A 24244-nucleotide genomic window follows, 5' to 3' on the forward strand; every position below is an offset into this window, starting at 1 on the left:
CGGGGTCTCCTGAACGTCGCTGCGTATCGCGGTTCGCGGTTCGCCCAGGCGCGCGGCAGTCGGCGTACGACACGTACGCCGGGCCGCTCCCCGGTGGTGATCCACCCGAACGCCAGTCACGGCCCGCCGACCACTGTAGTCGACATATCCGGTGGTTCGCCCGGGTCCGACCTGCGACGATCAGTGCATGACGCGCACTTTCGACCATCTTGTCGCAGAGGCCGAGTCGGTTTCCGTGGAGGGCTGGGACTTCTCCTGGCTCGACGGCCGGGCCACCGAGCAGCGCCCGTCCTGGGGCTACCAGGGGCTGCTCGGCGAGCGCCTGGCCCGTGTCCGGTCCGCGCTGGACATCCAGACCGGCGGCGGTGAGGTGCTGGCCGGGGCGGGGCCCCTGCCCCCGCTGATGGCGGCCACCGAGTCCTGGCCGCCGAACATCGAGCGGGCGACCCGGCTGCTGCACCCGCTGGGCGCGGTGGTGGTCGCCGACGCCGACGAGCCGCCGCTGCCCTTCGGCGACGAGGCCTTCGAGCTGGTCACCAGCCGGCACCCGGTGACCATCTGGTGGGACGAGATCGCGCGGGTCCTGCGGCCCGGCGGCACGTACCTGTCCCAGCAGGTCGGTCCGGCGAGCGTCTTCGAGCTGGTCGAGTTCTTCCTCGGCCCGCAGCCGGAGGAGATCCGGCGCGGCCGGCACCCCGACGACGCGGTGACCGACGCCACCAAAGCCGGCCTCGAAGTCGTCGATCTGCGCTCGGAACGGCTGCGCACGGAGTTCCACGACATCGGAGCCGTGATCTACTTTCTCCGGAAGGTGATCTGGATGGTGCCCGGCTTCACGGTCGGGCAGTACCGGGACCGGTTGCGCGAGCTGCACGAACAGATCGAAAACGAAGGCCCGTTCGTCGCGCACACCGCCCGCTTCCTCATCGAAGCCCGCAAAACGGGATGACGAATGAGGGCGGACGGATCCACGCCGATTAGGTTGCGCGGCCACAGCGTGGCGCAGGTCACTCAATTCAGCGCGTAACGAATCGACTCGGGCATGCGATGAACCGACAGGTGTCCTCGCGCGGCCCCGGAATACAGACCCCCCTCGGGTCTGTTTCCCGAGTCCGCGCGATGATGTCCCGCCCACCCCATATCTGTTCGCAACGAGAGGCTCCTTGTGTCGCTCAGCCCGTCCCGTACGTTCCCTCCGGAGATCGCCGAATCGGAGGCCCTCGTCGCGCTCGTCGAGCGCGGCCGCGAGCAGGGTCACATCAACGGTGACGACGTGCGCCAGGCCTTCGAGGCCGGCCGCATCCCGGTGGACCAGTGGAAGCGGGTCCTGCGCAGCCTGAACCAGGTCCTGGACGAGGAGGGTGTCGCCCTCCACGTCAGCGCCGCCCCCGCCACCAAGGCTGCCGCCAAGAAGCCCCGCAAGGCAGCCGCCGCCCCCGCCCGCACCGTGGCCAAGAAGGCCGCCGCGGCGCCGCGCCCCATCGGCGCGCGCAAGGCCTCGGCCGCCGCCCCGGCCACCGCTGCGGCGATATCCGCTCCGTCGGCCCCCGCCACCGAGGACGAGGCGACGGCCGAGGCCGCCGCCGAGCCGAAGAAGCGGACGGTCAAGAAGACCGCGACCGCCGCGAAGAAGACCGCCACCAAGAAGACGGCGGCGAAGAAGACCAGCGCCAAGGACGCCGACGAGGGCGAGACCCCCGCGGCCGAGGGCGAGGACTGGGCAGCCGAGGACCTCGCCGACGAGGCCGAGGAGGAGACTCCCAAGGCCGGCGGCACCCAGGGCTTCGTGCTGTCCGACGACGACGAGGACGACGCCCCGGCGCAGACGGTCATGGTGGCCGGTGCCACCGCCGACCCCGTCAAGGACTACCTCAAGCTCATCGGCAAGGTGCCGCTCCTCAACGCCGAGCAGGAGGTCGAGCTCGCCAAGCGCATCGAGGCGGGCCTGTTCTCCGAGTACAAGCTCGAAGAGGAGGAGGACCACAAGCCCGCCTTCAAGCGCGAGCTGGAGATCCTGGTCGAGGACGGCCGCCGTGCGAAGAACCACCTGCTGGAGGCCAACCTCCGCCTCGTGGTCTCCCTCGCCAAGCGCTACACCGGCCGCGGCATGCTCTTCCTGGACCTGATCCAGGAGGGCAACGTCGGCCTGATCCGCGCCGTGGAGAAGTTCGACTACACCAAGGGCTTCAAGTTCTCCACGTATGCGACCTGGTGGATCCGGCAGGCGATCACGCGTGCCATGGCCGACCAGTCGCGCACCATCCGCATCCCGGTGCACATGGTCGAGATCATCAACAAGCTCGCCCGCGTGCAGCGCCAGATGCTCCAGGACCTGGGCCGCGAGCCCACCCCGGAGGAGCTGGGCAAGGAACTCGACATGACCCCCGAGAAGGTCATCGAGGTCCAGAAGTACGGCCGCGAGCCGATCTCCCTGCACACCCCCCTGGGTGAGGAGGGCGACAGCGAGTTCGGTGACCTCATCGAGGACTCCGAGGCGGTCGTGCCCGCGGACGCGGTCTCCTTCACCTTCCTCCAGGAGCAGCTCCAGTCCATCCTGGGCACGCTCTCCGAGCGCGAGGCGGGCGTGGTCTCCATGCGCTACGGCCTCAACGACGGCCAGCCGAAGACCCTGGACGAGATCGGCCGCGTGTACGGGGTCACCCGTGAGCGCATCCGCCAGATCGAGTCCAAGACCATGTCGAAGCTGCGCCACCCGTCGCGTTCGCAGGTGCTGCGCGACTACCTGGACTAAACCGGTCCGGCCGGTCAGGCCAGCCGGAAGACGGGCCCTCGTGGCGTGAACGGCAGGGAGGCACCCTGCGGAACCAGATAGGCGTGCTCGCGCCGGATCCGCAGGGTGTCGCACCACCCGTCCGTGATCACCAGCACCGGGGCCCCGGGCGGGAAGTCCTCCGCCCGCTGCAGCAGGTCGATGCCCGGTTGCAGTACGGTCCCGCCCCGGCCTCGCACCTTCACCCGGCCCGCGATCTCACCCGGGGGCAGATAGCCCGCGTCGTACGGCGCCGCGTCGCAGAAGACGACGCGTGCCGCCGGTACGTCGCGGGCTTCGGCGTACGAGGCGATGGCGCCCAGCGCCTTGCCGAGCAGGGCGGTGTCCATCGACCCCGAGGTGTCGAGCACCACCCCGAAGGTGCAGCGCGCCACCTCCTCGGGCGGGAAGTAACGGCCCGCGCGCGGGATGTCCGGGGTGGAGGCCTGGCGGCGCGCCGGGCGCGCGTAGGACCGTACGGGCACGGGCCGCGGCACGTACTCGTCGAACCAGCGGGCGAGCCGGGCGTCCCAGGGCACCGGCGGGTGGGCGAGCGCCCGGATCTCCTGGATCAGACCGGCGGGCAGCAGGCCGCGCTCCCCGTACGCGTGCAGGTCGAAGCCCTGGACCAGGCCGCGCCGGTAGAACTCGTCGAGGTCCGTGTACGGGCCGCTCCCCGGGTGGGGCAGCGGCTCGCCCAGGATGTCCCCGAGGCCCTTGCCGCGCAGGGTGGCGAGGCGGCGCATGCGGCGCAGGTCCGTGGTGATGCGGTCGTAGACCTCCTCCACGGACAGGTCCCGCAGCGCGGGGTCGTGGAGCAGCCCTTCGGGCATCTCGCCGACGCCCATCTCCACGAGCCAGCCGTTGACCACGTAGTCGGCGGCGACGTTGTGCAGGTACGGGTCGCGGGCGCCGCGGCGCTCGCCGTGGCGCAGGGCGGCGTGCAGCATCTCGTGGGCGAGGATGAACCGCCACTCCTCGTCCCCGAACGTGCGCAGCGGGTTGATGTAGATCTCCCCGGCGGTGGCACTGACGGCGGCGACGGAGATGTTCTGGGCGCGGGCCAGCTCGGCGTCGGCGACGACGGTCAGACCGGCGGCCAGCCCGCCGAGCAGCGGGTACGAGGAGACGAACCAGCTGAGCGCGCGGTCCCAGGGGCGCTGCGCCACGCGTTCGCCGGTGATCCGGTCGCGGCGGCCGCCCGCGACGTCCATGGCGGCGGAGACACTGCGGGTCAGGGCGGCGGCGAAGGCCGTCTGCCAGTCGGGGACCCGGTTGAGGCTGGAGCGGTGCCACGTCAGCAGCCACTGGTCGGACTCGCCGCCCGCCGTACCGCAGAGGGCGAGGGCGGGCGGGATGCCGTCCCGCCGCCAGCGGGCGGCCAGCTGTTCCTCGTCCCCGCCGGGGTACGCGGCGGGGAGGTGCTCCGGGGCCCGGCCGGCCGGGAAGGTGAGCAGGAAGCGGTTGACCACCGTGCAGCGCGCGGCCCGGTCGTAGGGGTCGGGCTGGGCGCGGTGGCGGTCCTCGGCCGCCGGGACGTGGCCGAAGCCCAGGTGCAGGAGGCAGTGGGCGAGGGCCCAGGCCCACTCGGCGGGCTCGGCCCGGAGGGTGGGGTGGGCGTGGACGTGGCCGTTGGAATCGACGGCGGCCAGGCCCTCGGCCGGGCACAGCCGGCAGTTCTTGCGGCGGCAGAACTCGACCTCGAGGGCGGCGAAGGCCGGGTTCCGCTTCACCAGCAGGAGTCCCGCGGCGTAGGCCTCGGCGGCCGGGTCCGGCGGGGCGGCCTTGCCGCGGGAGCGGGCGCCGCTCACCTGCGGGCCTCGACCAGCCGGGGCATGTCCCGGGCGGCCTCGACGAGGAACCAGGAGGGCAGTACGGGCAGGCCGTCGGCGTCGTCGGCGATGACGGTCTGGGCCACCTCGACGGAGATCTCGGCGAGCTGGACGAGCAGCGACTTGAAGCGGTACGCGGACTGCCGCAGGGCGGGCGAGACGTGTTCCTTCTGCGCCGGGAGCTCCTTGAGCAGCCGGCCTCGGAAGGCCTCGGCGAGGTAGTAGAGGAGATCGCGGTCGGCGAGGCGGCCGGGCCAGGAGGCGTCGCCCTTCATGATCGCCTCGATGCCGAAGGTATGGCGGACGATCTTGGCGTAGCCGCAGAAGGACACGGCGTGCGCGGGGGTGAGGGTGCCGTGCGCGATCACCTTCAGGGTCTGCTCGTCCAGCTCCGTCCCGAAGGAGTGCAGGGCGTCGGAGAGCATGTGCCAGGAGCGCGGGGTGGAGAACGCCTCCTCCGTCTTGGGCGGCTGCGACCAGAGGTGGTCGGGGCGGTCGGTGAGGTAGTCGGTGACCCAGGGGTGGATGCCGTTCTCGCCGGCCCAGACCAGCCAGTCCCGCGCGGACGCCTGGAGGTGGACGTGGGTGAGGCGGTTGACGAGGGCGGAGGCGATGGGCCGGGCCAGCGCGTTGTCGGTGGCGCGGTTGCCCGCTCCGATCACGATGGAGCCCGCGGGCAGCTCGTAGGAGCCGATCCGGCGGTCCAGGATCAGCGAGTAGAAGGCCTTCTGGACGTCGGGGCTCGCGGCGTTGAGCTCGTCGAGGAAGAGGCAGTACGGCTCGTCGCGCGCGATGGCCTCGGGCGGGCAGAAGACGGACCGGCCGTCACGGATCTGCGGGACGCCGATGAGGTCCTCGGGGGCGAGCTGGGTGCCGAGCAGGCTGACGCATTCCAGGCCGAGCGAGTCGGCGAACTTCCGGACGAGCGAGGACTTGCCGATGCCGGGCGCGCCCCACAGGAACACGGGCCGCACGGTGGCGAGGCCGAGGAGAAGTTCGGGGATCTGGGCGGGGGTGACGGTGACGGCAGCCTGCACGGGCGTGGATGTCCTCGGGAGTTCGGGTGCTGTGGTGCGGCCAGTGTGGGCACACCACAGCACCCGGAGCATCCTGTTTTCCGGGGGCCCGCAAGGCCTCCCGAGGCCCCGGAGGCCCCCGAGACCCCCAAAGCCCCGGAGTCAGCTCGCGGAGTGCTCCAGCAGGTGCTTGAGCTTCTCCTCGCTGCGGGGCATCTCCTTGCGGAGCATGGGCTTGACCGCGAGGGGGACGAGTGCCCTGCCCATGCCGTGGCCCTCGAAGTCGACGGACAGGGTCACGCGCGAGCGCGTCCCGCCGTCGAGGGGTTCGATGCGGCCCCGTACGTCCGGCCGGACCGGGCCGTCGAGACCGTGGATGTGCCAGCTCCTCGGCGGATCGAGCTCCGTGAACTCCATGGTCGTGGGGATCCTGCGCTTGCCGACCTGCCGGATGACGACGACCCGCGAACCGATGTGGACGGGGAGGTCACCCATCGGTACGGCGGACACGGCGCTGTCCTGCCACTCGGGCAGGTGCGTGGGGTCCGTCACGTACGAGTAGACGTCCTCGGGCCTGCGGTCGATGTCGATGCTCTTGCTGATCGCGGACATGGCGACCCCTTAGAGCCCCCCTTGCCGTCCTCTCCTTCCAAATTACCGCGGGTCAGGCGGCCGCGCGGCGCCTGCGGGCGGCCATCACGGCGTAGACCGCGACGCCCGCGAAGAGGAAGAGCACGCCCTGGTAGACGGCGGCGTAGCCGGAGCCGGCCACCAGCCACATGGAGAAGGCGAAGGCCAGGCCTGCGAGGGCGCCGTCGCGGATCAGGCGCCCCCGGTGCACGCGCTCGGACTGGCCCGAGAGCAGGAAGTAGAGCTGCGCTGCGGTGGAGAGCAGGTACGGGACGGTCGCGGTGAAGGTGGTGACCAGCACCAGGATCTCGAAGACGCCCTCCGAGCCCGCTGTGTAGTTGTAGACGGTCAGGCCGGAGGCGAGGACCACCGTGACGACCACGCCGACCACCGGGACACCGCGCTTCTTCGTTTCGAAGACCTTCGGGAAGAGCCCGTCCTTGGCGGCGGCGTACGGGGTCTGCGCGCTGAGCAGGGTCCAGCCGTTGAGGGCGCCGACCATCGAGATCACGGCCGCGCAGGCGACCACCGTGCCGCCCCAGGTGCCGCCGAACATTGCGTTGACGGCGTCCGTGAAGGGGGCCTGGGAGGAGACCAGGGTGTCGTGGGCGACCAGGCCGAAGACGGCGAGGGTGCCCAGCAGGTAGACGGTGGCCGCGCCGACGGTGCCCAGGATGGTGGCCCGGCCGACGTTGCGGGCGGGGTCGCGGACCTCGCCGGCGCTGACGGCGGCGGACTCGACGCCCAGGTAGCTGAACAGCAGGATCGCGGCGGAGGCGGAGACGGCCCCGATCGCGCTCTGGTCGGTGGCCCGGAAGGGGCCGAGGTTGGCCGGGTCGAAGAACAGGAGACCGCCCACCGCGACGAGCAGCAGCGGGGCGAACTTCAGGACGGTGGCGACCAGTTGGACGGCGCCGACGTACCGGGTCCCGGCCAGGTTGGCGAGCGCCGGGAGCCACTGCACGGTGAGGGCGGCCAGGCACATGGACCACTTGTGCGCGCCGATCGCCGGGAAGAGCACGCCGAGGTAGCCGACGGCCGCCACCGCGAGGGCCGCGTTGGAGACCCAGGTGGTGATCCAGTAGCTCCAGGCGGCGAGGAAGCCGGCGAAGTCGCCGAACGCGGCGCGGGCGTAGACGTACGGGCCGCCGGTCTGCGGGTGCCGCTGGGCGAGGCGGCCGAAGACGAGGGCGAGGGCGACCGCGCCGAGGGTGAGCACGGCGAAGGCGACGAGGCTGATGGTGCCGAAGGGGGCCACCGAGGCGGGCAGGAGGAAGATTCCGCCGCCGATGATGTTGCCCATGACCAGACAGGTGGCGACGGGCAGTCCGAACCGCCGGGCGTGCGGGTCGCCTGCGGCGGGCTCGGGGGCTTCGGCCCGGTCGGCCCGATCGGCGGCCTGGTCGGAAGCTGCGACCCCGTCGGCTGCGGTGGCCTCCGTGGTCGGTGCTGCGGTGCTGGTCATCGGTGGTGCGCCTCGAGTTGTCTCACATGGTGGGCAGGTCGACCCATGGTTGACCACCGCACAGGACGCACCAAATCAGCGGGTTTCGTCCCGCGAGACCATCCCTACGGACGGAAAGGTTCCGCCCGTGGCCCCTTCCAGCCGGGAATCCTCCACCACCGGTACCTGCGGCCCGTCCGACTCCCGCAGCCAGCGCCGCAGTACTCCGTGCACCGCCTCGGCGCCCATCAGCTCGCCGCCCGGATCCGACAGCTGCGTCGGCCACATCAGGAACGGGTGACCCTGCTCCCCGCCCAGGCCCCCGTGCGAGCCGATCTGCTCCTCGAAGGCGTGCACCTCGCCCGTTTCCGGGTCGTAGGCCGAGTTCACCATCACGTCGGCGACGTGCGGGAAGGTGTCGGTCCGGCGCACGGCCCCGGCCGCCCCGGGGCCGAACGGAGCCAGCAGTTCCGCCGCCTCCCCGGGGACGTCGAGTCGTGCCACCGCCCCTCCCGGGCCCAGCACCACGCCGTCCACGAGTACGAAGCCCACACCGGGGTGATTGGCCAAGGTGGCCAGCAGGGCGGGGTGCGCGCGCTCGATGCGCTCGCGCGAGGCCCGGCCGGCGACGTCGGGGAAGGAGATCAGCCCGAGGTTCCCGGAGGCGAGCACCACCGGGTCGGAACCCCGCGGCGGACGGGCCTCCTCACCCTCCTCCACCGGCCGGTGCAGGGCGGCCAGGAAGGCCGCCCGGGCCTCGGCTCCACTGGGGGTGCGGCCGGCCCGGCGGGAGACGGGCAGTCCGCAGCCCGCCCGGACCAGGTCCTTGAGGGTCAGCCCGTACCGGCCGAGGAAGGTCTCCCCCGGGCTCTGGCCGTGGTCGGAGAGCAGCACGATCCGGTACGTGCGCGGCGCGTGCTCGGCGACGCGGGCGATCAGCGCGAGGCTCCGGTCGAGCCGGGCCAGCACCTGGTCGGTGTCCCGGCCGTGCGGGCCGGAGTGGTGCGCGACCTCGTCGTAGGCGACCAGGTCGGCGTAGACCGCGGCGCGCCCGGCCAGCATGTCGCCGATCACCGCCGCCACGACCACGTCCCGTTCCACCACGGTCGCGAAGGCCCGGATCAGCGGGTACAGCCCGCCGCGCGCCACCCGCGGCCGGTCCCCGCGGATCCGCGCCCGGAGCGACTGGACGATCTCACGGGCCACCTCGGCGACGAAGGACAGGGCGGTGCGGACGGCGTTGGCCGGATCGGAGAAGTACGTGAAGTACCCGGCGCGCGAACGGTTCGCCCGGCCCCGGCGGGCGGAGACCGAGAGCACGAGCGCCAGCTGGTCCGCGCCCCCGCTGAACAGGTTGCCGCGGCTGGCCCCGTCGAGGGTGAGCAGCCCGCCGTCCGCGGTGCGCTCGACGGCCCGCCGCTGGAGCTCGGCGGCGCTGGTGGGCCGGTTGCAGACGACCACCTCGCCGGTGTCCTTCTCGTACCAGCGGAACGCGGGCACGTCAAAATTCGAGCCGTGCAGGATGCCGAGCTGGCTGGCCCCGGTCTGGCTCGACCAGTCGGTCCGCCAGGAGGCGATGCGGTGGCTGCCGTCCAGCCAGCTCGAGACGGTGGGCATCAGGCCGTCGCCCGAGGCCCGGCGCAGCGTCTCGTACCCGACCCCGTCGAGCTGGAGGAAGACCAGCCCGGGCGCGGACTCGCCGGCCCCGGGCGCCGACGCCCGCCTCTGCCTGCGCCGACGCCGGTCGGCGAGGCGGTAGAGGCGCCGCCGGTACGCCTCGTCGTCGCGCACGGCGAGCGCGGTCGAGGTCGCGGAGGCCACGGCGGACATCACGGCGGCGACCACCACCGCGGTCTCGGGAGCCGCCTCGCCGCGCCCCGCCGGGATCAGGCTGAGGGCTATCAGCAGCAGCGAGCCGTTGAGGAAGAAGACGAGCAGTCCGAGCACGAGGGCGGGCACCAGCAGCAGGGCCCGTACGAGCACCGGCCAGACCAGCGCGCTCAGCAGGCCGAAGGCCCCGGCGCCCCAGGCCGCCGTCAGCCCGATCTGCGTGATGCTGTCGCCGTCCCCGGACTGGAGCCGGAAGTCCGGCAGGATCCCGGCCAGCGCGAGCATGGTCAGCGTGGACACCGCCCAGACGAGGATCACCCGCACCAGGGCGCCGCCCGCGGTCCGCCACCGTCGTCCTCGCCACACGCCGCAACCTCCCGCGAGCCCCGTCCCGCCTCCAGGCTCGCACAGCCGGGCTCACCCGGCCGGGCGAAACGGACGGCGCACGGAGGTGAGGGAGCCGCCGCTCAGGTGCCGTCGTAGCCGGCGGTCGGCATGGACAGCCGGCGGTGCACCTCGGCCTTCATCGCGGAGGTGTACGGCGGTTCCTGGTGCCCGGCGGTCTCCAGGCGCACCCCGCGCCGCCGGCATTCGGCGGTGAACTCCTCGACGGAGCCCAGCGCCCGGGCCAGCACCCGGTGGTTGGCGGCGACGAAGAGGTCGACCTGCCCGGCGTCGATGTCGGACCAGAGTCCGCAGTGGTCGGCGCGCAGCCCGTAGACGAGCAGTTGCTTCGTGACGACGTACCCGCGGTCCGCTGCCCAGCGCGCGCACACGGCGTGCTGGCTCCGGGTGTCCACGGCGAAGGGGTCGGCGTCGAGTTCCTCGAGCGGGGCCAGGCTGGCGATCGCGGCCACGCGCAGCTCTTCCATGTCGCCCGACCCTACTCCGATCCGCCGCCGGGGAGGAGGGGCGGTGGCCTTCCGATTGGTTCCGGCCTGACCGGCAAGATACCCCCTAAGGTCGTGGGAGCCGTGCGGAGCGGTGGGGCGCTGTGAGGGAGGGAGGGCCGGGTGCCGGTGGAGATCACCTGGTGGGGTCATGCCACGTGCACGGTCGAGGACTCCGGGGTGCGGCTGCTGACGGATCCGCTGTTCGCGCGGCGGCTGGCCCATCTGCGGCGGCGGAGGGGGGCGGTGCCCCCGCCCGAGGCCGCGCGGGCGGACGTGGTGCTGGTCTCGCACCTGCACGCCGACCACCTGCATCTGCCCTCGCTGGGGATGCTCGCGCCCGGCACCCGGCTGCTGGTGCCGCGGGGTGCGCGCCGGGCCGTGCCGGGGCTGGCCCGGATCGCCGGGCTGCGCGGGCTGACGGTGACGGAGGTGGCGCCGGGCGAGGAGGTGCCCGTGCGGGGCGGCGTGCGGGTGCGGGTGGTCAGCGCCCTGCACGACGGCCGGCGGCTGCCGTTCGGGCCGCAGCGCGCACCGGCCCTCGGGTACGTGGTCCAGGGCGCGGCCCGGACCTACTTCGCCGGGGACACCGGGCTGTTCGACACGATGGCCGAGGAGGTCGGCCCGGTGGACGTGGCCCTGCTGCCGGTGGGCGGCTGGGGCCCGTACCTGGGTCCGGGGCACCTGGACGCGGGGCGGGCGGCGCGGGCGCTGGCCGAGCTGGCTCCGGCGGCGGCGGTCCCGGTGCACTACGGGACGTACTGGCCGATCGGGATGGACGCGGTGCGCCCGCACGAATTCCACGCGCCGGGCGAGGAGTTCGCGCACCGCGCGGCGCGGCTGGCGCCGAAGGTGACGGTACGGGTGCCCGCCCACGGCGAGCGGGTGCGACTGCCGTGACCTGGCGCGAGATCGCGGTGGCGGCCGGGCAGGTGCCGCCGGAGACCACCCGGCAGGCTCTGGGATACCCGGCGTTGTTCGTGCTGGTGGCGCTCGGCGCGCTGGTCCCGGTGATCCCGACGGGGGCGCTGGTGAGTTCGGCGGCGGTGGTGGCGTTCCATCAGGACTCGCTGCCGTACGGGGTGTTGCTGGTGTTCGCGGTGTCGGCGCTGGCCGCGTTCACCGGGGACATCACGCTGTACTGGCTCGGCCGGCGCGGGGTGCGCTCGCGCAACGGCTCGCGCTGGCTCGGGGCGCTGCGCGGCCGGGCCACGCCCGAGCGCCTCGAGCAGGCGCAGGCGAGGCTGGACGAGCACGGGGTGCTGGTCCTGGTGATCTCCCGGCTGGTCCCGGCGGGCCGCATCCCGGTGATGCTGGCCTGCCTGCTGGCGGAGATGCCGCTGCGCCGCTTCGCCCGCGGCGACGGTCCGGCGTGTCTCGCGTGGGCGGCGACGTACGGCCTGATCGGCATCCTGGGCGGCTCCCTCTTCTCGGAGCCGTGGAAGGGCGTCGCGCTGGCGGTGGGCCTGGCCCTGCTGATCAGCACGGGCCCGGCACTCTGGCGCCGGCTCCGCCCGGGCAGGGCCTAGGCCCAGTCCGGGCCGAGGGTGCGGGAGGCGCCGATCGGGAGGTCCCAGAGGTCCTCGCGGGGCAGGGCCGCGCGGGACCAGGCGGCCCGGACGCGGTGCAGGGGTTCCATGACCGGCTCGGCGGACAGCACGAAGGCGGCCCAGTGCATGGGGGCCATCCGCCGGGCGCCGAGGTCGAGGCAGGCCTGTACGGCCTCCTCGGGGTCGGCGTGGACGTCGCCGAGCCACCAGCGCGGGGCGTAGGCGCCGATGGGCAGGAGTGCGAGGTCGATGCCGGGGTGGCGGCGGCCGATCTCCCCGAACCAGTGGCCGTAGCCCGTGTCGCCCGCGAAGTAGAGCGTGCGCGGCGCCGGACTGCGGGTGTCGGTGAGGATCCAGCCGCCCCACAGGGACCGGCAGGTGTCGATCAGCGAGCGCTTCGACCAGTGGTGGGCCGGTACGAACTCGAAGCGCACGCCGTCGAGTTCGGCCGCCTCCCACCAGTCGAGCTCGGTGACCCGGGTGAAGCCGCGGCGGCGGAACCAGCGGGCCAGGCCGGCCGGGACGAAGAGGGCGGTGTGCCGCGGCAGCCGCTTGAGGGTGGGCGCGTCGAGGTGGTCGTAGTGGTTGTGGCTGATGACCACCGCGTCCACCGGCGGGAGGTCCTCCCAGCGCACCCCCACGGGCGTCATCCGGGACGGGGTGCCGAGGATCCGCCGGGACCAGACGGGGTCGGTCAGTACGGTCAGCCCGCCGGTCCGCAGCACCCAGCTGGCGTGCCCGGCCCATGTGACGCAGACCGACCCCCGGTCGGCCGGGGGCAGCGGGGCCGGCTCGTACGGCAGGTCGGGGATGCCGCGCAGCCCTTCCGGGCCGGGCCGCAACGCGCCCTCGCGGGCGAGCCGGGCGAAGCCGCGGACACCGGGGAGCGGGGTGGTGAGCCGGTCCGCGAAGGAGCGGGGCCAGTGCCGGTGTTCACCGAGCGGGCGCGCAGCCGCGGGTCGCGGCGGGGCCGCCGCGGGCGGCCGGGTGGCGGCAGCGGTCCGTACGGGCGCGGCGGCGGGGGCGTCCGTCCGTTCCCTCATCAGGAAGTCTCCGTCCGCCGGGTCGGGCATCAGACGAGCCCGGCCAGGACGGATCCGAGGAGGTCCAGGGAGCGCCGTACGTGCGGCAGCGCGAGCGGGTCGCGGGCGGTGAGCGCGGCGAGGCGTTCCTCCGGGGTGGCGCCGAGCAGCGGCCCGGTCGACAGCCTCACGCGCAGGGCGACCGGTTCGTCCGCGAACCGCTGCCCTCCGGGGGTGGGCGCGCCGAGCCGGCCGCCGAGCCAGTCCTCCAGCTCCATGGCGTCGCCGACTCCGTGCCGGGCGAGTCCCTCCCGCAGCGGGGTCAGGTCGGCGTAGAGGTGCCGTCCGGCCTGCGGGGGCCGGGCCAGCGCCCCGACGGCGAGGAGTTCCCGGTGCGCGGCGGCGGCGACCGCGCCGTGCATGGCGGCGGCCGCGTAGGCCCGTGCGGCGACGCGGTCGGGTTCGTCGAGGGCGTGCGCGGCGGCCCCGGCGACGGGGCCGGCGACGAACGCGCCGGTGGCGGTGAGGACGTCGAGGGTGCGGGCGCGCAGCCAGGTCCCGCGGGGGGTGTCGGGGAAGCGGACCACGGCGGCGGGCCAGCCGGCGGGCAGCAGCGCCCCGGACAGGTCGACGAGGACGGCCGCCCGGTCGGGGAGCATCTCGGCGGGGCTCAGGACCAGGGTGTCGTGCGGCCGGTGGACGGTGTCGCGCCAGCTCTCGTCGCTGACGACGAAGAGTCCGGCGGATTCGGCGGCCTCGCAGGCCTCGCGCAGTATCTCGGGCGGCGGCACGGTCGCGGTCGGGTCGTCGGCGACCGACAGGAGCAGCACGCGCGGATCGCCGCCCTCGGCGCGCACCCGCCGTACGGTCTCCAGCAGGGCGTAGGGGTCCGGGATGCCGCCGCACTCGGCGGGGGGCGGCACGTGGTAGGCCCGCCGGCCCAGCAGCCGGACCTGCGGGGTCCACCAGGCGGGACAGGGCCGGGGCAGCATCACGTCGCCCCCGTAGGCGCCGAGCAGCGCGAGCAGCAGCGCGGGGGCTCCGGGGCCGGCGGCCACGTTCTCCGGGGCGGTGGTCAGCCCGCGGCGCCCCCAGTGGCGGCAGGCGGCCTCGCGGACGGCCTCCCCGCCGCCGGGGGGTTCGGGGGCGGAGCGCCCGGCGGCCGCGGCGAGGACGGCGACGAGTTCTGGCAGTACGGGCAGGCCGGGTTCGGGCGGGGGCGGGCCGAACCGGACCGGGCCGCGGCCTTCCGCCGTCGTGCGCTGCATCCCCTCCACCGTCTTCCGCCTTCCGCGCTCGTCCCGCTCAGCTCCTCCAGCCCTGACCTTTATACGATTGATTGCCGGTTTATGCCCGCTATGGGCTTCCGGGGCCGCCCGGACCTCCCGCGAGGGCTCAGCCCCGCCTCCCCAGCAGTCCCAGCAGCCTCGTCTGTGCGTTCGCCCCGGCCGGAACCTCGAGCGGAGCCGCGTACATGCCGCTCGCCGCGAGCCCGTCGGCGTACGGCATGACCTCCTTGATGGAGAACTCGACGAGCCCGTCCGGAAGCCGGTCGTCCGCGCCGGTCCCCCGGGCGAGGTCCCAGGTGTGCACCACGCAGTCGGCGGTCAGCTCGGAGCAGTACGCCGAGCCGAGCGCGGGCCCGTAGGAGAGCCGGACGGTCCGGTCGAGCGCCCCGGGGGCGGCGAAGGCGGCGTGCGCGGCGGCGGAGGCCTTGTCCCATGCGGCTACCGGGTCCTCGCCCAGCACGTCGCCGGAGAACGCGTCGCCCAGCTCCTCGACCGTGCGGCCCTCGGCGACCAGCGGCGGGATCCAGAGCTGCTCCCCGGTGACATGGTTGACCAGATCCCGCACGCTCCACTCCGCGCACGGGGTCGGCGCGTCCCACTGGTCGTCCGCGACGGCGCGCAGACGCTCGCCGAAGAGCTTCAGCGCCTCGGCGTGCTGTTCCAGCAGCGTGTGCGGCATGGCTCTCACCGTCCTGGCGTGACAGTTCCCCCTCAGGCCCACTCTCCTCGCCCCTGCTGGGCCCTGCCACCGGGGTGGGGGGTGCCGACCGGCGCCGGGTGGTGCCGGCAAGAGAGACGGCCTAACCGGGCGGGCGCATGCGGAAGTCGTAGCGGGGCGGGAGCGGGCGGTCCGTGAGCGCCGACCAGACCTCGCCGAGGGTTTCCTCACCCTCCCGGAGGTCCGGGAGGGCGAACCCGTCCTCGAAGACCCGCCGGGCCGCCGCCACATGGCCCTCCGCCGCCAGGAGGCGGGCGGCGAGGAGCCGGAAGCGGCCCTGCTCGCGCAGGGCGGGCCGCAGCCGGTCCCAGACCCGGCGCGTCTCGGGCAGCCGTCCGGCGGCCAGCAGGGCCGCCATCGCCTCCTGGCCGAGCGCGGACTCCGCGGCCGTCCACGGCTCGCCGCCGCGGCTCTCGCCGGCCAGGTCGTCGAAGGCCTCCGCGTACCCGTCGGCCGCCCTCGCCCGGTCACCGGCCAGCGCGTCCGCCACCGCCAGGCAGCGCAGCAGCGGCCACCGCGAGGGTGCCAGCGCCAGCCCGCGCTCCCAGCTCCGCACCGCCTGGGCCACGTCTCCGGCGTGCCACTGGGCCACGCCCAGGTGGTACTCGGTCAGCGGTTCCGCCGGGGCCGTCTCCAGCATGTCCCGCCAGTGCGCGGCGACCAGGCTGGGCCCCGGCGGCGCCACCCGGCGCGGGGCCGGGAAGACCCCCGTGCGCCACAGCTCCAGCCACGGCTCCTGGGCCTCGCCGAGCGTGGACTCCCCGAAGGGGGTGCCCGGCAGCTTGAAGCCGCCGCACAGCACCTCCAGCGCGCCCCAGCCGGACCCCGCCGCCAGCCGCTCCCCCGGCTCGGTGTCCGCGCAGCCGCGCCACGCCTCGTACGCCGCGTCCACCCGCTCCCGGGGCAGTACGGAGTCCAGCGCGTCCTGAGCCGCGCCGCGGGCCGACGCCCAGTCGGCCCCGTGCACCGCGGCGGGCTCCGCGGCCAGCGGCCCGTACGCCTCCAGCCAGCTGAACTCCGCCCCGCCCTCGAGCCGTACGTGCTCCAGCTGGGTGCGGGCCAGCCCCGCCTGGATCTCCGCGTAGCCGCCCGTGCCCGGCTCGGTCAGCCACTCCTGCCACCGGCGGCCGCCGCCGCCCGCGCCCCAGACGAACAGCTTGCGCCCGCGCAGCCGCCCGGTGGAGGTCTGCACCAGCCCCTGCCCGGCGGCGTCCAGCGAGGCGATCCAGGGCCGGGCCCCGTCCCGGACCTCGTAGAAGAAGTCGGCCGGGTACTCGCTGCGCAGCGGGTAGGTGCGGTCCGCGCCCTCCCACTCCGGTACGGGGATGCGGCGCAGCGAGCGCTCGTAGCCGAAGTTCCAGGCCTCGTCGGCGGGGGCGAGGACGCGGGTGCCCTCGTCCTCGGGGACGGCGATGTTGGACCACCAGTAGACGGGCGCGGGCCGTTCGTGCGGATTGCGCACGCGGACGCCGACGTAGAGGAACTCCGAGTCCTCGGGCAGCCACAGGTCCACCTGGAAGGGCAGGTCGCGCAGCCGCTCCCACTCCCACAGCCGGACCATCACGCCGCCGTCCGGGGCCGGGACGAGTGCGGCGTGCAGCGGGGCGCAGGAGAGGGTGGTGTGCCCGGTGGCGCCGGTGTTCCATTCGATGCCGCCGGAGAACCAGGCACCGTTGAGGGCGAAGTTGGCCGGCTGGAACACCGGGTTGCGGTAGAGCAGTTCGCGCCCGGTGGGCAGGTGCACGAGGGAGTGGACCCGCCCGCCGAGCCCCGGCAGGACGGTGACCCGCAGATGCTCGTTCTCGATGACGATCGACTCGAACTCCCGCTCGGACCGCCCCCGTCCGTACCCGTCGCGGATCCGGACCGGCAGCAGCGAGCGCAGCGGCTCGTACCCGATCTGCCGCGCCATGTCGCGCGGCAGCCCGTCGCGGGACCGCTCGTCCAGCGTGTGCACCCCGTCGGGCGCGCGCAGGGCGGGCAGCGGGTTCTCGGGCCCCAACGGGGCTGCGGGAAGGGTCAGTACGGCGCGTCGGACGGTGGTGGCCATGAGGGAAATGGAACACGCAGCGGCAGCCGCTGCACAGGGGTTCCGCAGATCACCACCGGTCAGGATTACGCAAAGGCGCCCGCGACCAGGTCGGCGAGCAGGGCGCCCGCACGGCCGTCCGGGTCCAGGTCCGGGTCGTAGATCGTGATGTTGATCCCGACGCAGCGCGGCGAGCTCACCAACACGCTCAGGAGTTCGGCGAGTTCGTCCGGGAGCAGGCCGCCGGGGTCCGGGCTGTCCACGGCCGGCATGACGCTCGAATCCAGCGCGTCGGCGTCCAGGTGCACCCAGAACCCAGCGGTGGCCGGCGGGTGCAGCCCGTCCAGCGCCGTCCGGGCCACCGGCCCGGCGCCGCGCTCGCGGATCTCCCCGACCGTGGCCACCTGGATCGCCGCCTCGCGCAGCTCCGCGAGGTCGGCGTCCCCGTCCCGGATCCCGAAGAGCCGTACGTCCTCGTCCCGCAGGTACGGGGAGCGGCCCTCCAGGTCGGCGAGAGCGGCCTGCCCGCGCCCCGTCGCGAGGGCGAGCTCCTCCCCGCCGGCGGCGCCGACCGGCCCGTTCACGGCCTCGTTGCCGGGGTGCCGGAAGTCGGCGGAGCCGTCGATGGCGGCCAGTCCGTACCGCCCGAGCCTGCGCATGGCCAGCGAGGCGCCGAGCTGGATCGAGCAGTCCCCGCCGAGGACCACGGGGAACTCCCCGGCCCTCAGGTGCCGTTCGATCCGGTCGGCGAGGGTGACGGTGTACGCGGCGAGGGCGTCGGCGTGGAACACGCCGTCACCCTCCTGCCAGTCCCCGCGGTCGTAGCGCGGCGGGACCACCACCCCGCCCTCGCGCGCACCGAGCCGGGCCAGCAGGCCCTGCTCCCGCAGGGCTCCGGCGAGCTTGTAGACGCCGGGTACGGTGCCGGGCGCGGGCGGGCGCAGGCCGAGGTTGGACGGGGCATCGAGGAGCACGAGGGATCGCATGTCCCCATCCTTGCGGACAGGGCTGCCTCTAGGGGAGCGACATTTCGGCGGTGACGGCCCAGCGTTCGTGGTCGCGCCAGGCGCCGTCGACGTGGAGGAAGTCCGGGGAGAGCCCCTCCAGCCGGAAGCCCGCGCCGCGGACCAGCGCGATCGAGGCGGCGTTGCCGGGCTGGATGTTGGCCTCCAGGCGGTGCAGGCCGAGGCCGCCCTCGCCGGGCGGGGAGAAGGCGTGCCCGAGGACCAGGCTCAGGGCCTCGTGGAACAGTCCCCGGCCGGCGGCGTGCGCGAAGGCTCCGTAGCCGAGGGCCCCGCACTGGAAGGCGCCCCGCACGATGTTGTTGACGTTGACGAAGCCCGCGAGGGCCCCGGTCCCCAGCTCGCACACGAGGAACCCGGCCCGGCCGTCGCCCTCGGCCAGCCGGGTCGCGTACGGCTCGTACTCCTCGATGGTGGCGGGCGGGAACAGCCAGGGGTGGTGGAGGTCCCTGCTCTCGTGCGCGCGTGCGGTGAACTCGGGCCCGTCGGCGAGCCGGAAGGGCCGCAGCCCCACCCGCGCGCCCTCCCGCAGGTACGTGGAAAAGGTCATCCGCCCAGGTTAGGAGCTGTGACAGGATCCCCTGCGTGATCATCAACCCCGACACTCGCGAACTCCTGCTCGCGGCAGCGCGCGACAACGCCGAGTGGTGCGACGCGGTCGTACGCGGCCACGGACCGGCCGGCGCGTTCGCCCCGGAGCTCTGGACCAGCGCGTTCCGGACTCCGCCGCTGTACCCCGATGCCGTGACCCTCGTCCCGGGAGCCCCGGCGGCCGCGCTGCTGGCCGGGATCGACACCGACGGCCCCGGCTGCTCGGTCAAGGACAGCTTCGCCGACCTGGACCTGGCCGGGGCCGGCTTCGAGGTGCTGTTCGAGGCCCGGTGGATCCACCGCCCGGCCGGGCCCGCCGCGGACACCGGCGCCCGCCTGGAGTGGTCCGCGGTCACCGACGCCGCCGGCCTGGAGGCCTGGGAGGCCGCCTGGGACGGCGAGCAGAGCACCGGCCTGTTCCACCCGGCCCTGCCGGGCCGGGACATCGTCTTCCTTGCGGGCCGCGCCGGGGGCCGGATCGTCGCCGGGGCCGTCGCGCACCGGGGCAGCGGCGCGGTGGTGGGCCTGTCCAACCTGTTCGCCGCCGACGAGGCCGACACCGACGCGGCCTGGGCGGGCGCGCTCAACGCCATCGCCGCCCGCTGGCCGGAACTGCCCGTCGTCGGCTACGAGTCGGGGGACGACCTCGACGCCGCCGTCCGCGCCGGGTTCACCCCGATCGGCCCGCTCCGCGTCTGGCTGCACACGGCCTAGCCCTCCAGCTCCAGCCTCGGCACGTCAGCGCGTTCGATCCCGAACACCTGGGCGTACAGGGACAGTTCGGCCTCCAGCGCGCGGATCATCGTGTCCGCCCGCCGGAAGCCGTGCCCCTCGCCCTCGAAGGCCAGGTACGCGTGCGGCACCGACCGCCCCCGCATGGCGGCGAGGAAGCGCTCCGCCTGGGCGGGCGGGCAGACCGGGTCGTCCAGTCCCTGGAGCAGGACGAACGGGGCGGTGATCCGGTCGGCGCGGGCCACCGGTGAGCGCTCGCGGCAGCGGACGGCGAGGGTCTGCGGCGGTCCGGCCAGGCCGTCGATGTAGCGGGACTCCAGGTCGTGGGTCTCCTCGGCGAAGCCGAGCAGGTCCAGGACCGGGTAGATGATCGCCGCGCAGGCGTACAGGTCGGTCGCGGCCAGCGAGGCCGCCGCGGTCCAGCCGCCCGCGCTGGCGCCGCGGATGGCGAGCCGGTCCGGGTCGGCGGTGCCCTCGGCGGCCAGTGCCCGGGCCACCGCCGCGCAGTCCTCCACGTCCACGACGCCCCACTGCTCGCGCAGCCGCTCCCGGTAGGCGCGGCCGTAGCCGGTGGAGCCGCCGTAGTTCACTTCGACCACGCCGATGCCGCGCGAGGTGAAGTACGCGATGTGCAGGTCGAGTACGGGCGGCACGTGGTCGGTGGGGCCGCCGTGCGCCCACACCACGTACGGGGGCAGTTCGTCGGCGGCCGCCCGGCAGGCCGGGTGGTGCGGCGGGTAGACGTGTGCGTGGATCTCCCGGTTGTCGGGGCCGAGGAAGGTCCGGCTCTGCGGCTCCGGGTAGTAGGCCGGATCGACCGGGTCCACTCCGTGGGCGCCGACCCCCCGGGCGTGCCCGGTGGCGGTGTCCAGCTCCACCACCTCGTACGCGCTGCGCGGGCTGGCGGCGACCCCGTACACGCGGGTGCCGCTCACGGCGAGGGTCGGCTGCCAGGCGGTCCACGGCCCGGCCGCGTCCACCAGGTCCCCGCTCTCCGGGTCGAGGATGCCGAGCACGGAGGAGCCCTGGCCGTGCAGGACGGCGACGAGCCCGTCGGCCAGCGGGGCGAGCCAGCGCAGCCCGGGCTTCCACAGCGGACCGCCGAACTCCTCTTCCCTGGGGCACAGGTTGACCGCGTCACCGGTCGCCGGGTCCACCCGGTACGGGTTCCACCAGCCGCTGCGGTCGCTCACCGCGAGGAGGGTTCCGCGGGCCGTCCACTCGACCTGGGCGACGGCCTCGGCGGGGCCGCCCAGTACGGTACGGGCCCGCTCGAGCCGGCCGTCCGGCGTGACCTCGGCCAGTCGCAGTTCGGTGCCGTCCCAGGGCATCCGCGGGTGGTCCCACACCAGCCAGGCCGCGTGCCGCCCGTCCGGGGAGAGCCGGGGTCCGGTGCTGAACCGGTGCCGGTCGTCGGTCAGTTCCCGCACGGCGGACCGGTCCGCGGCGGCCGATCCGTCCAGCGGTACGGCGGCGGGCACCCGGCGGACGTCGGTCGGCCCGGGTCCGGTGAACTCCTCGAGCACGCACCAGACTTCGGAGCCGCGCAGCACCGGGTCGGCCCAGCGCAGTCCGCCGCCGACGCCGGAGAGGGGGGTCAGGGGCCGCGGTGTCGCGGCGTCGCCCGGGGCGTCCGGCTCGTAGGCGTAGAGCCGCTGGTCGGCGAAGTTGACGAAGACCAGCAGCGGACCGCCCTCGGCCCGTTCGACTCCGGCCCAGGGGAGGCCGCCGTACTCGGTGACCCGGCTGCGCACGTTCCACGGCGCGGGCAGGGCGGTGACGCTCTCGCCGACGGGACCGTCGCCGGCGGGGCGGCGCACCAGGGCCCGGCGGCCGCCCTCCTGCGGCCGGGGCTCGGTCCACCACACCTCGGGGCCGACCGTGCCCACGTACTCGGGCCGCCCGTCGAGGGAGGCGGCGAGTTCGGCGGCGATGGGCGAGGGCCAGCTTCCGTAGGGCCGGGTCGCCGCGGCCATCACAGGGTCCCCCTCACAGCGTCCGCAGTGCGTGGTCGAGGACGCGGACGCCGAAGTGCAGGGCGTCGACGGGGACCCGCTCGTCCACGCCGTGGAACAGCGACCAGTAGTCGAAGCCGGGCGGCAGTTTCAGCGGGGAGAAGCCGTAGCCGGTGATGCCGAGCCGGGAGAACTGCTTGGCGTCGGTGCCACCCGCCATGCAGAAGGGCACCACGTGCCCGTCCGGGTCGAACCGCTCGACGGACTCGCGCAGGATCCCGTACGTCCGCCCGTCCACGGGGGCTTCGAGCGCGACCTCGCGGTGGTGGAACTCCCACCGCACATCGGGGCCGGTGAGCGCGTCCAGGGTGGCGATGAACTCGGCCTCGCCGCCCGGCAGCATCCGGCCGTCCACGTAGGCGGCGGCCTGGCCGGGGATCACGTTGAGCTTGTAACCGGCGCTGAGCATCGTCGGGTTGGCGCTGTTGCGCACGGTCGCGTCGACCAGGGCGGCGGCCGGGCCGAGCCTGCCGAGGACGCCCTCGAGGTCGAATCCCGGGGCCCTCGGGTCCACCGACAGGCCCTGGAGGGCGGCGAGTTCGGTGATGCAGGCGACGACGGTGTCGGTGAGGCGGACCGGCCACTCGTGGGCGCCGATCCGGGCGACGGCGGCGGCGAGCCGGGTCACGGCATTGGCCCTGTTGGGCTTGGAGCCGTGTCCGGCGGTTCCGTGGGCCGTCAACTTCAGCCACGCGGTGCCGCGTTCACCGGCGGCGATCGGGTAGAGGGCCCGGCCGTCGCCGGGGTGGACGGTGAACGCGCCGGACTCGCCGATGCCCTCCGTACAGCCCTCGAAGAGGTGCGGGTGCCGGTCGGCGAGGAAGCCGGAGCCGTCGACGGCGCTGTCCTCCTCGTCGGCGGTGAAGGCGATCACGATGTCCCGGCGGGGCCGCACGCCGGCCCGCGCCCAGGCCCGTACGACGGCCAGCACCATCGCGTCCGTGTTCTTCATGTCGACGGCCCCGCGGCCCCAGACCACGCCGTCGCGGACCTCTCCCGAGAAGGGGTCCACACTCCATTCGCCGGCCTCGGCCGGAACCACGTCGAGGTGGCCGTGGACGAGGAGCGCCTCGGCGGAAGGGTCCGAGCCCTCGATCCGGGCCACCACGTTGGTGCGGCCCGGGGTGCGCTCCAGGAGGACCGGCTCGAGCCCGGCGGCGGCGAGCCGCTCGGCGGCGTACTCGGCGGCGGGGCGTTCGCAGCAGTCGCCGCCGCCCCGGTTGGTGGTGTCGATCCTGATGAGGCCGGAGGTGAACTCGACCGCCTCGTCGAGGGCGGCCTCGTCGACGGCGTCGGCCGGGGCGCGGTCCTGGGCCTGGGCCGGGACGTCGGCGGTGACTACGGGCATGTCAGCCATACTGCTCCTCCACGGCCGCGGAGACGACCGTCGTGACCGCCTTGAAGGTGCGGATCCCCTCGTACATCGTCTCGCTGCTGTACGCGACCCTGCGTTCGCCGCACCGCTCGGCGCCGGGGACCACCGTGGCCGCCAGGGCCAGGTGCTCGGCGTCGAACTCCAGCTCCACGGTGTAGGGGCCGCCGAGCACGGGATCGCGCCGGACGGCGAGGGCCGTGGCTTCCTTGGCCGCCGCGCGGATGTCGGCGGCGGTGCGCGCGGGGGTCCGGCACACGGCGGCGTAGCGCGAGACGTGGTCCTTGACCGCGACGGTCACCGCGTCCGGGGCGTATCCGGCGGCGTCGACGCAGGTCAGGTCGTCGCCGGTGACCATGATGACGGGCACCCCGTATTCGGCGACGACGTGCGCGTTGAGCAGTCCCTCGCTCGCCCGGATCCCGTTGAGCCAGACGCCGGTGATGGAGTTGGCGAGGTAGGTGTGGGCGAGGACCCCTTCGGAGCCGGCGCCCGTGTGGTAGCCGACGAAGGCGATCCCGTCGACGTCCCCGTGCTGGACGCCCTCGACCATGGAGAGCGTCTTGTGGCGGCCGGTGAGCATCTCGGCGCGGGCGTCGAGCTTCTCCAGCAGCAGGTTGCGCATGGTCCAGTGGGCCTCGTTGATGAGGACCTGGTCGGCGCCGCCGTCGTAGAAGCCGAGTGCGGCCGCGTTCACGTCGGAGGTGAACATGTGCCGGCAGCGCTCCCACTGGGACGCCCCGGGCACCACGTCCTCGGGCCAGGTGACGCCGGTGGCGCCCTCCATGTCGGCGGAGATGAGGATCTTCATCGGGCCCCCGGGCGGTCGGTTGCGGAGACCCAGCCTAGCTCTCGCACCTCCGCCGGGCCCGGGGGCCACGCCCGGGTTCCGGCGGCTCACCGGGGCCGGGAAATCCACCCGATCCGGTGAGCCGCCCGGCGCCGCGCAACGCCAAATGCGGTCACAGCACTGGGATCAGGCCTCGACTTCGGCGGCCAGGTTGGCCAGCAGGGTGTCGTAGATCCGGCCGAGGCCCTTGGGCGCGAAGGTGCGCTCGAAGAAGCCGCCGATGCCGCCGGCGCCGTTCCACACGGTGCTGACCACGGCCTTGGACTTGCCCTCGCCGGCCGGAGTGACCAGCCAGGTGGTGACCATGGAGGAGTTGCGGTCCTTCTCCACCAGCTGTCCGTCGGTGGGCTCGCTGACCTCGAGCAGGCAGTCGCGCACGCGCTTGCTGGTGGCCTGGAGCTTCCAGTGCACCAGGGTCCCCTCGCCGTCGCCGCCCTCGCGCACCTCGTACTCGCTGAAGTGCTCGGGCAGCAGCTTCCCCCGGGTCCCGGTGTAGTCCGCCAGCGCGTCGAACACGGTCTCCGCGTCAGCCGCGATGATCCGCTCCGTGGTGGCCTCGACCTGCGCCATAGCTGTTCCTCCAGCAGTTGTGATCGCTCGTCACGGCGAAGCCAACCACCTCCGGGGCAGCCGCCCAAATCC

Annotated in this window: 21 protein-coding genes and 1 riboswitch; of the genes, 5 read left to right on the forward strand and 16 right to left on the reverse strand. The window is 74.2% G+C overall.

What is annotated here, in order from left to right:
- Positions 1-35 precede the first annotated feature (35 nt).
- A riboswitch (ZMP/ZTP riboswitch) is annotated at positions 36-130 on the reverse strand.
- 57 nt (positions 131-187) lie between these two features.
- Both JIW86_RS09960 and JIW86_RS09965 read left to right on the forward strand, forming a co-directional pair.
- Positions 188-949 (forward strand): class I SAM-dependent methyltransferase, encoded by a 762-nt coding sequence (locus JIW86_RS09960; RefSeq protein WP_257553429.1) that lies wholly within the window; start codon positions 188-190, stop codon positions 947-949.
- Between the two features lie 216 nt (positions 950-1165).
- Positions 1166-2752, forward strand: coding sequence for an RNA polymerase sigma factor (locus tag JIW86_RS09965; RefSeq protein WP_257553430.1), 1587 nt, complete (start codon positions 1166-1168; stop codon positions 2750-2752).
- 14 nt (positions 2753-2766) lie between these two features.
- Here the strand turns inward: JIW86_RS09965 and JIW86_RS09970 are convergent, their stop codons facing one another.
- The 6 genes from JIW86_RS09970 to JIW86_RS09995 form a co-directional block, all read right to left on the reverse strand.
- Positions 2767-4581, reverse strand: coding sequence for a DUF2201 family putative metallopeptidase (locus JIW86_RS09970; RefSeq protein ID WP_257553431.1), 1815 nt, complete (start codon positions 4579-4581; stop codon positions 2767-2769).
- The gene (locus JIW86_RS09975; protein ID WP_215146692.1) at positions 4578-5639 is read right to left on the reverse strand and encodes an ATP-binding protein; all 1062 of its coding nucleotides are present in this window, start codon (positions 5637-5639) and stop codon (positions 4578-4580) included. The genes JIW86_RS09970 and JIW86_RS09975 overlap by 4 nt, the downstream gene beginning before the upstream one ends.
- 141 nt (positions 5640-5780) lie before the next feature.
- Entirely contained in the window at positions 5781-6230 is a 450-nt protein-coding gene (locus JIW86_RS09980; RefSeq protein WP_257553432.1) for an SRPBCC family protein, read from the reverse strand.
- Between the two features lie 52 nt (positions 6231-6282).
- Positions 6283-7713 carry an amino acid permease gene (locus JIW86_RS09985; RefSeq protein ID WP_257553433.1) on the reverse strand — a complete coding sequence of 477 codons (1431 nt, stop codon included), beginning with the start codon at positions 7711-7713 and terminating at the stop codon, positions 6283-6285.
- Between the two features lie 75 nt (positions 7714-7788).
- Positions 7789-9888: a phage holin family protein gene (locus JIW86_RS09990; RefSeq protein ID WP_257553434.1), complete on the reverse strand. Its 2100-nt coding sequence runs from the start codon at positions 9886-9888 to the stop codon at positions 7789-7791.
- A 101-nt stretch (positions 9889-9989) separates the two neighbouring features.
- A complete protein-coding gene (locus tag JIW86_RS09995) occupies positions 9990-10394 on the reverse strand; it encodes a hypothetical protein (RefSeq protein WP_257553435.1) in 405 nt (134 codons plus the stop codon).
- A gap of 141 nt (positions 10395-10535) precedes the next feature.
- On the opposite strand from JIW86_RS09995, the gene JIW86_RS10000 reads away from it, so the two are divergent.
- On the forward strand, positions 10536-11312 hold the full coding sequence (locus JIW86_RS10000) for an MBL fold metallo-hydrolase (RefSeq protein ID WP_215146744.1): 777 nt from the start codon (positions 10536-10538) through the stop codon (positions 11310-11312).
- Positions 11309-11941, forward strand: coding sequence for a DedA family protein (locus tag JIW86_RS10005; protein WP_257553436.1), 633 nt, complete (start codon positions 11309-11311; stop codon positions 11939-11941). The genes JIW86_RS10000 and JIW86_RS10005 overlap by 4 nt, the downstream gene beginning before the upstream one ends.
- On the opposite strand, the gene JIW86_RS10010 is transcribed toward JIW86_RS10005, so the two are convergent.
- From JIW86_RS10010 to JIW86_RS10035, 6 genes are all read right to left on the reverse strand, one after another.
- Positions 11938-13005, reverse strand: a complete 1068-nt coding sequence (locus tag JIW86_RS10010; RefSeq protein WP_257553437.1) for an MBL fold metallo-hydrolase — start codon at positions 13003-13005, stop codon at positions 11938-11940. The genes JIW86_RS10005 and JIW86_RS10010 overlap by 4 nt on opposite strands.
- A gap of 29 nt (positions 13006-13034) precedes the next feature.
- Entirely contained in the window at positions 13035-14252 is a 1218-nt protein-coding gene (locus JIW86_RS10015) for an aminotransferase class I/II-fold pyridoxal phosphate-dependent enzyme (RefSeq protein ID WP_257553438.1), read from the reverse strand.
- Between the two features lie 127 nt (positions 14253-14379).
- Positions 14380-14952, reverse strand: a complete 573-nt coding sequence (locus JIW86_RS10020) for a TIGR03086 family metal-binding protein (RefSeq protein WP_215146697.1) — start codon at positions 14950-14952, stop codon at positions 14380-14382.
- 121 nt (positions 14953-15073) lie between these two features.
- A complete protein-coding gene (locus tag JIW86_RS10025; RefSeq protein WP_257553439.1) occupies positions 15074-17041 on the reverse strand; it encodes a DUF5107 domain-containing protein in 1968 nt (655 codons plus the stop codon).
- A 65-nt stretch (positions 17042-17106) separates the two neighbouring features.
- A complete protein-coding gene (locus tag JIW86_RS10030) occupies positions 17107-18006 on the reverse strand; it encodes an arginase family protein (RefSeq protein WP_257553440.1) in 900 nt (299 codons plus the stop codon).
- Between the two features lie 28 nt (positions 18007-18034).
- Positions 18035-18592, reverse strand: coding sequence for a GNAT family N-acetyltransferase (locus JIW86_RS10035; protein WP_257553441.1), 558 nt, complete (start codon positions 18590-18592; stop codon positions 18035-18037).
- A 35-nt stretch (positions 18593-18627) separates the two neighbouring features.
- Between JIW86_RS10035 and JIW86_RS10040 the strand changes: the two genes are divergently transcribed.
- On the forward strand, positions 18628-19347 hold the full coding sequence (locus JIW86_RS10040; protein ID WP_416237545.1) for a hypothetical protein: 720 nt from the start codon (positions 18628-18630) through the stop codon (positions 19345-19347).
- Here JIW86_RS10040 and JIW86_RS10045 read toward each other — a convergent pair.
- The 4 genes from JIW86_RS10045 to JIW86_RS10060 all read right to left on the reverse strand — a co-directional run bounded on the left by JIW86_RS10045 (position 19344) and on the right by JIW86_RS10060 (position 24172).
- Positions 19344-21341: a prolyl oligopeptidase family serine peptidase gene (locus tag JIW86_RS10045; RefSeq protein WP_257553442.1), complete on the reverse strand. Its 1998-nt coding sequence runs from the start codon at positions 21339-21341 to the stop codon at positions 19344-19346. The two genes, JIW86_RS10040 and JIW86_RS10045, sit on opposite strands and share 4 nt — an antisense overlap.
- Positions 21342-21354: 13 nt before the next feature.
- The gene (locus JIW86_RS10050; RefSeq protein ID WP_257559277.1) at positions 21355-22728 is read right to left on the reverse strand and encodes a M20/M25/M40 family metallo-hydrolase; all 1374 of its coding nucleotides are present in this window, start codon (positions 22726-22728) and stop codon (positions 21355-21357) included.
- 1 nt (position 22729) lies between these two features.
- Positions 22730-23563 carry a M55 family metallopeptidase gene (locus JIW86_RS10055; RefSeq protein ID WP_257553443.1) on the reverse strand — a complete coding sequence of 278 codons (834 nt, stop codon included), beginning with the start codon at positions 23561-23563 and terminating at the stop codon, positions 22730-22732.
- Positions 23564-23728: 165 nt separating this feature from the next.
- On the reverse strand, positions 23729-24172 hold the full coding sequence (locus JIW86_RS10060; RefSeq protein ID WP_215146704.1) for an SRPBCC family protein: 444 nt from the start codon (positions 24170-24172) through the stop codon (positions 23729-23731).
- Positions 24173-24244: the final 72 nt, after the last annotated feature.

This window comes from Streptomyces sp. NBC_00162, from assembly GCF_024611995.1.
Lineage (GTDB): Bacteria > Actinomycetota > Actinomycetes > Streptomycetales > Streptomycetaceae > Streptomyces.

What these genes read in the sequence shown, in the direction of transcription:
- JIW86_RS09960 (WP_257553429.1), top strand. Translation starts at nt 188, where the DNA reads ATGACGCGCACTTTCGACCATCTTGTCGCAGAGGCCGAGTCGGTTTCC.
- JIW86_RS09980 (WP_257553432.1), bottom strand. Translation starts at nt 6,230, where the DNA reads ATGTCCGCGATCAGCAAGAGCATCGACATCGACCGCAGGCCCGAGGAC.
- JIW86_RS09985 (WP_257553433.1), bottom strand. Translation starts at nt 7,713, where the DNA reads ATGACCAGCACCGCAGCACCGACCACGGAGGCCACCGCAGCCGACGGG.
- JIW86_RS09995 (WP_257553435.1), bottom strand. Translation starts at nt 10,394, where the DNA reads ATGGAAGAGCTGCGCGTGGCCGCGATCGCCAGCCTGGCCCCGCTCGAG.
- JIW86_RS10010 (WP_257553437.1), bottom strand. Translation starts at nt 13,005, where the DNA reads ATGAGGGAACGGACGGACGCCCCCGCCGCCGCGCCCGTACGGACCGCT.
- JIW86_RS10015 (WP_257553438.1), bottom strand. Translation starts at nt 14,252, where the DNA reads ATGCAGCGCACGACGGCGGAAGGCCGCGGCCCGGTCCGGTTCGGCCCG.
- JIW86_RS10020 (WP_215146697.1), bottom strand. Translation starts at nt 14,952, where the DNA reads ATGCCGCACACGCTGCTGGAACAGCACGCCGAGGCGCTGAAGCTCTTC.
- JIW86_RS10025 (WP_257553439.1), bottom strand. Translation starts at nt 17,041, where the DNA reads ATGGCCACCACCGTCCGACGCGCCGTACTGACCCTTCCCGCAGCCCCG.
- JIW86_RS10030 (WP_257553440.1), bottom strand. Translation starts at nt 18,006, where the DNA reads ATGCGATCCCTCGTGCTCCTCGATGCCCCGTCCAACCTCGGCCTGCGC.
- JIW86_RS10035 (WP_257553441.1), bottom strand. Translation starts at nt 18,592, where the DNA reads ATGACCTTTTCCACGTACCTGCGGGAGGGCGCGCGGGTGGGGCTGCGG.
- JIW86_RS10045 (WP_257553442.1), bottom strand. Translation starts at nt 21,341, where the DNA reads ATGGCCGCGGCGACCCGGCCCTACGGAAGCTGGCCCTCGCCCATCGCC.
- JIW86_RS10050 (WP_257559277.1), bottom strand. Translation starts at nt 22,728, where the DNA reads ATGCCCGTAGTCACCGCCGACGTCCCGGCCCAGGCCCAGGACCGCGCC.
- JIW86_RS10055 (WP_257553443.1), bottom strand. Translation starts at nt 23,563, where the DNA reads ATGAAGATCCTCATCTCCGCCGACATGGAGGGCGCCACCGGCGTCACC.
- JIW86_RS10060 (WP_215146704.1), bottom strand. Translation starts at nt 24,172, where the DNA reads ATGGCGCAGGTCGAGGCCACCACGGAGCGGATCATCGCGGCTGACGCG.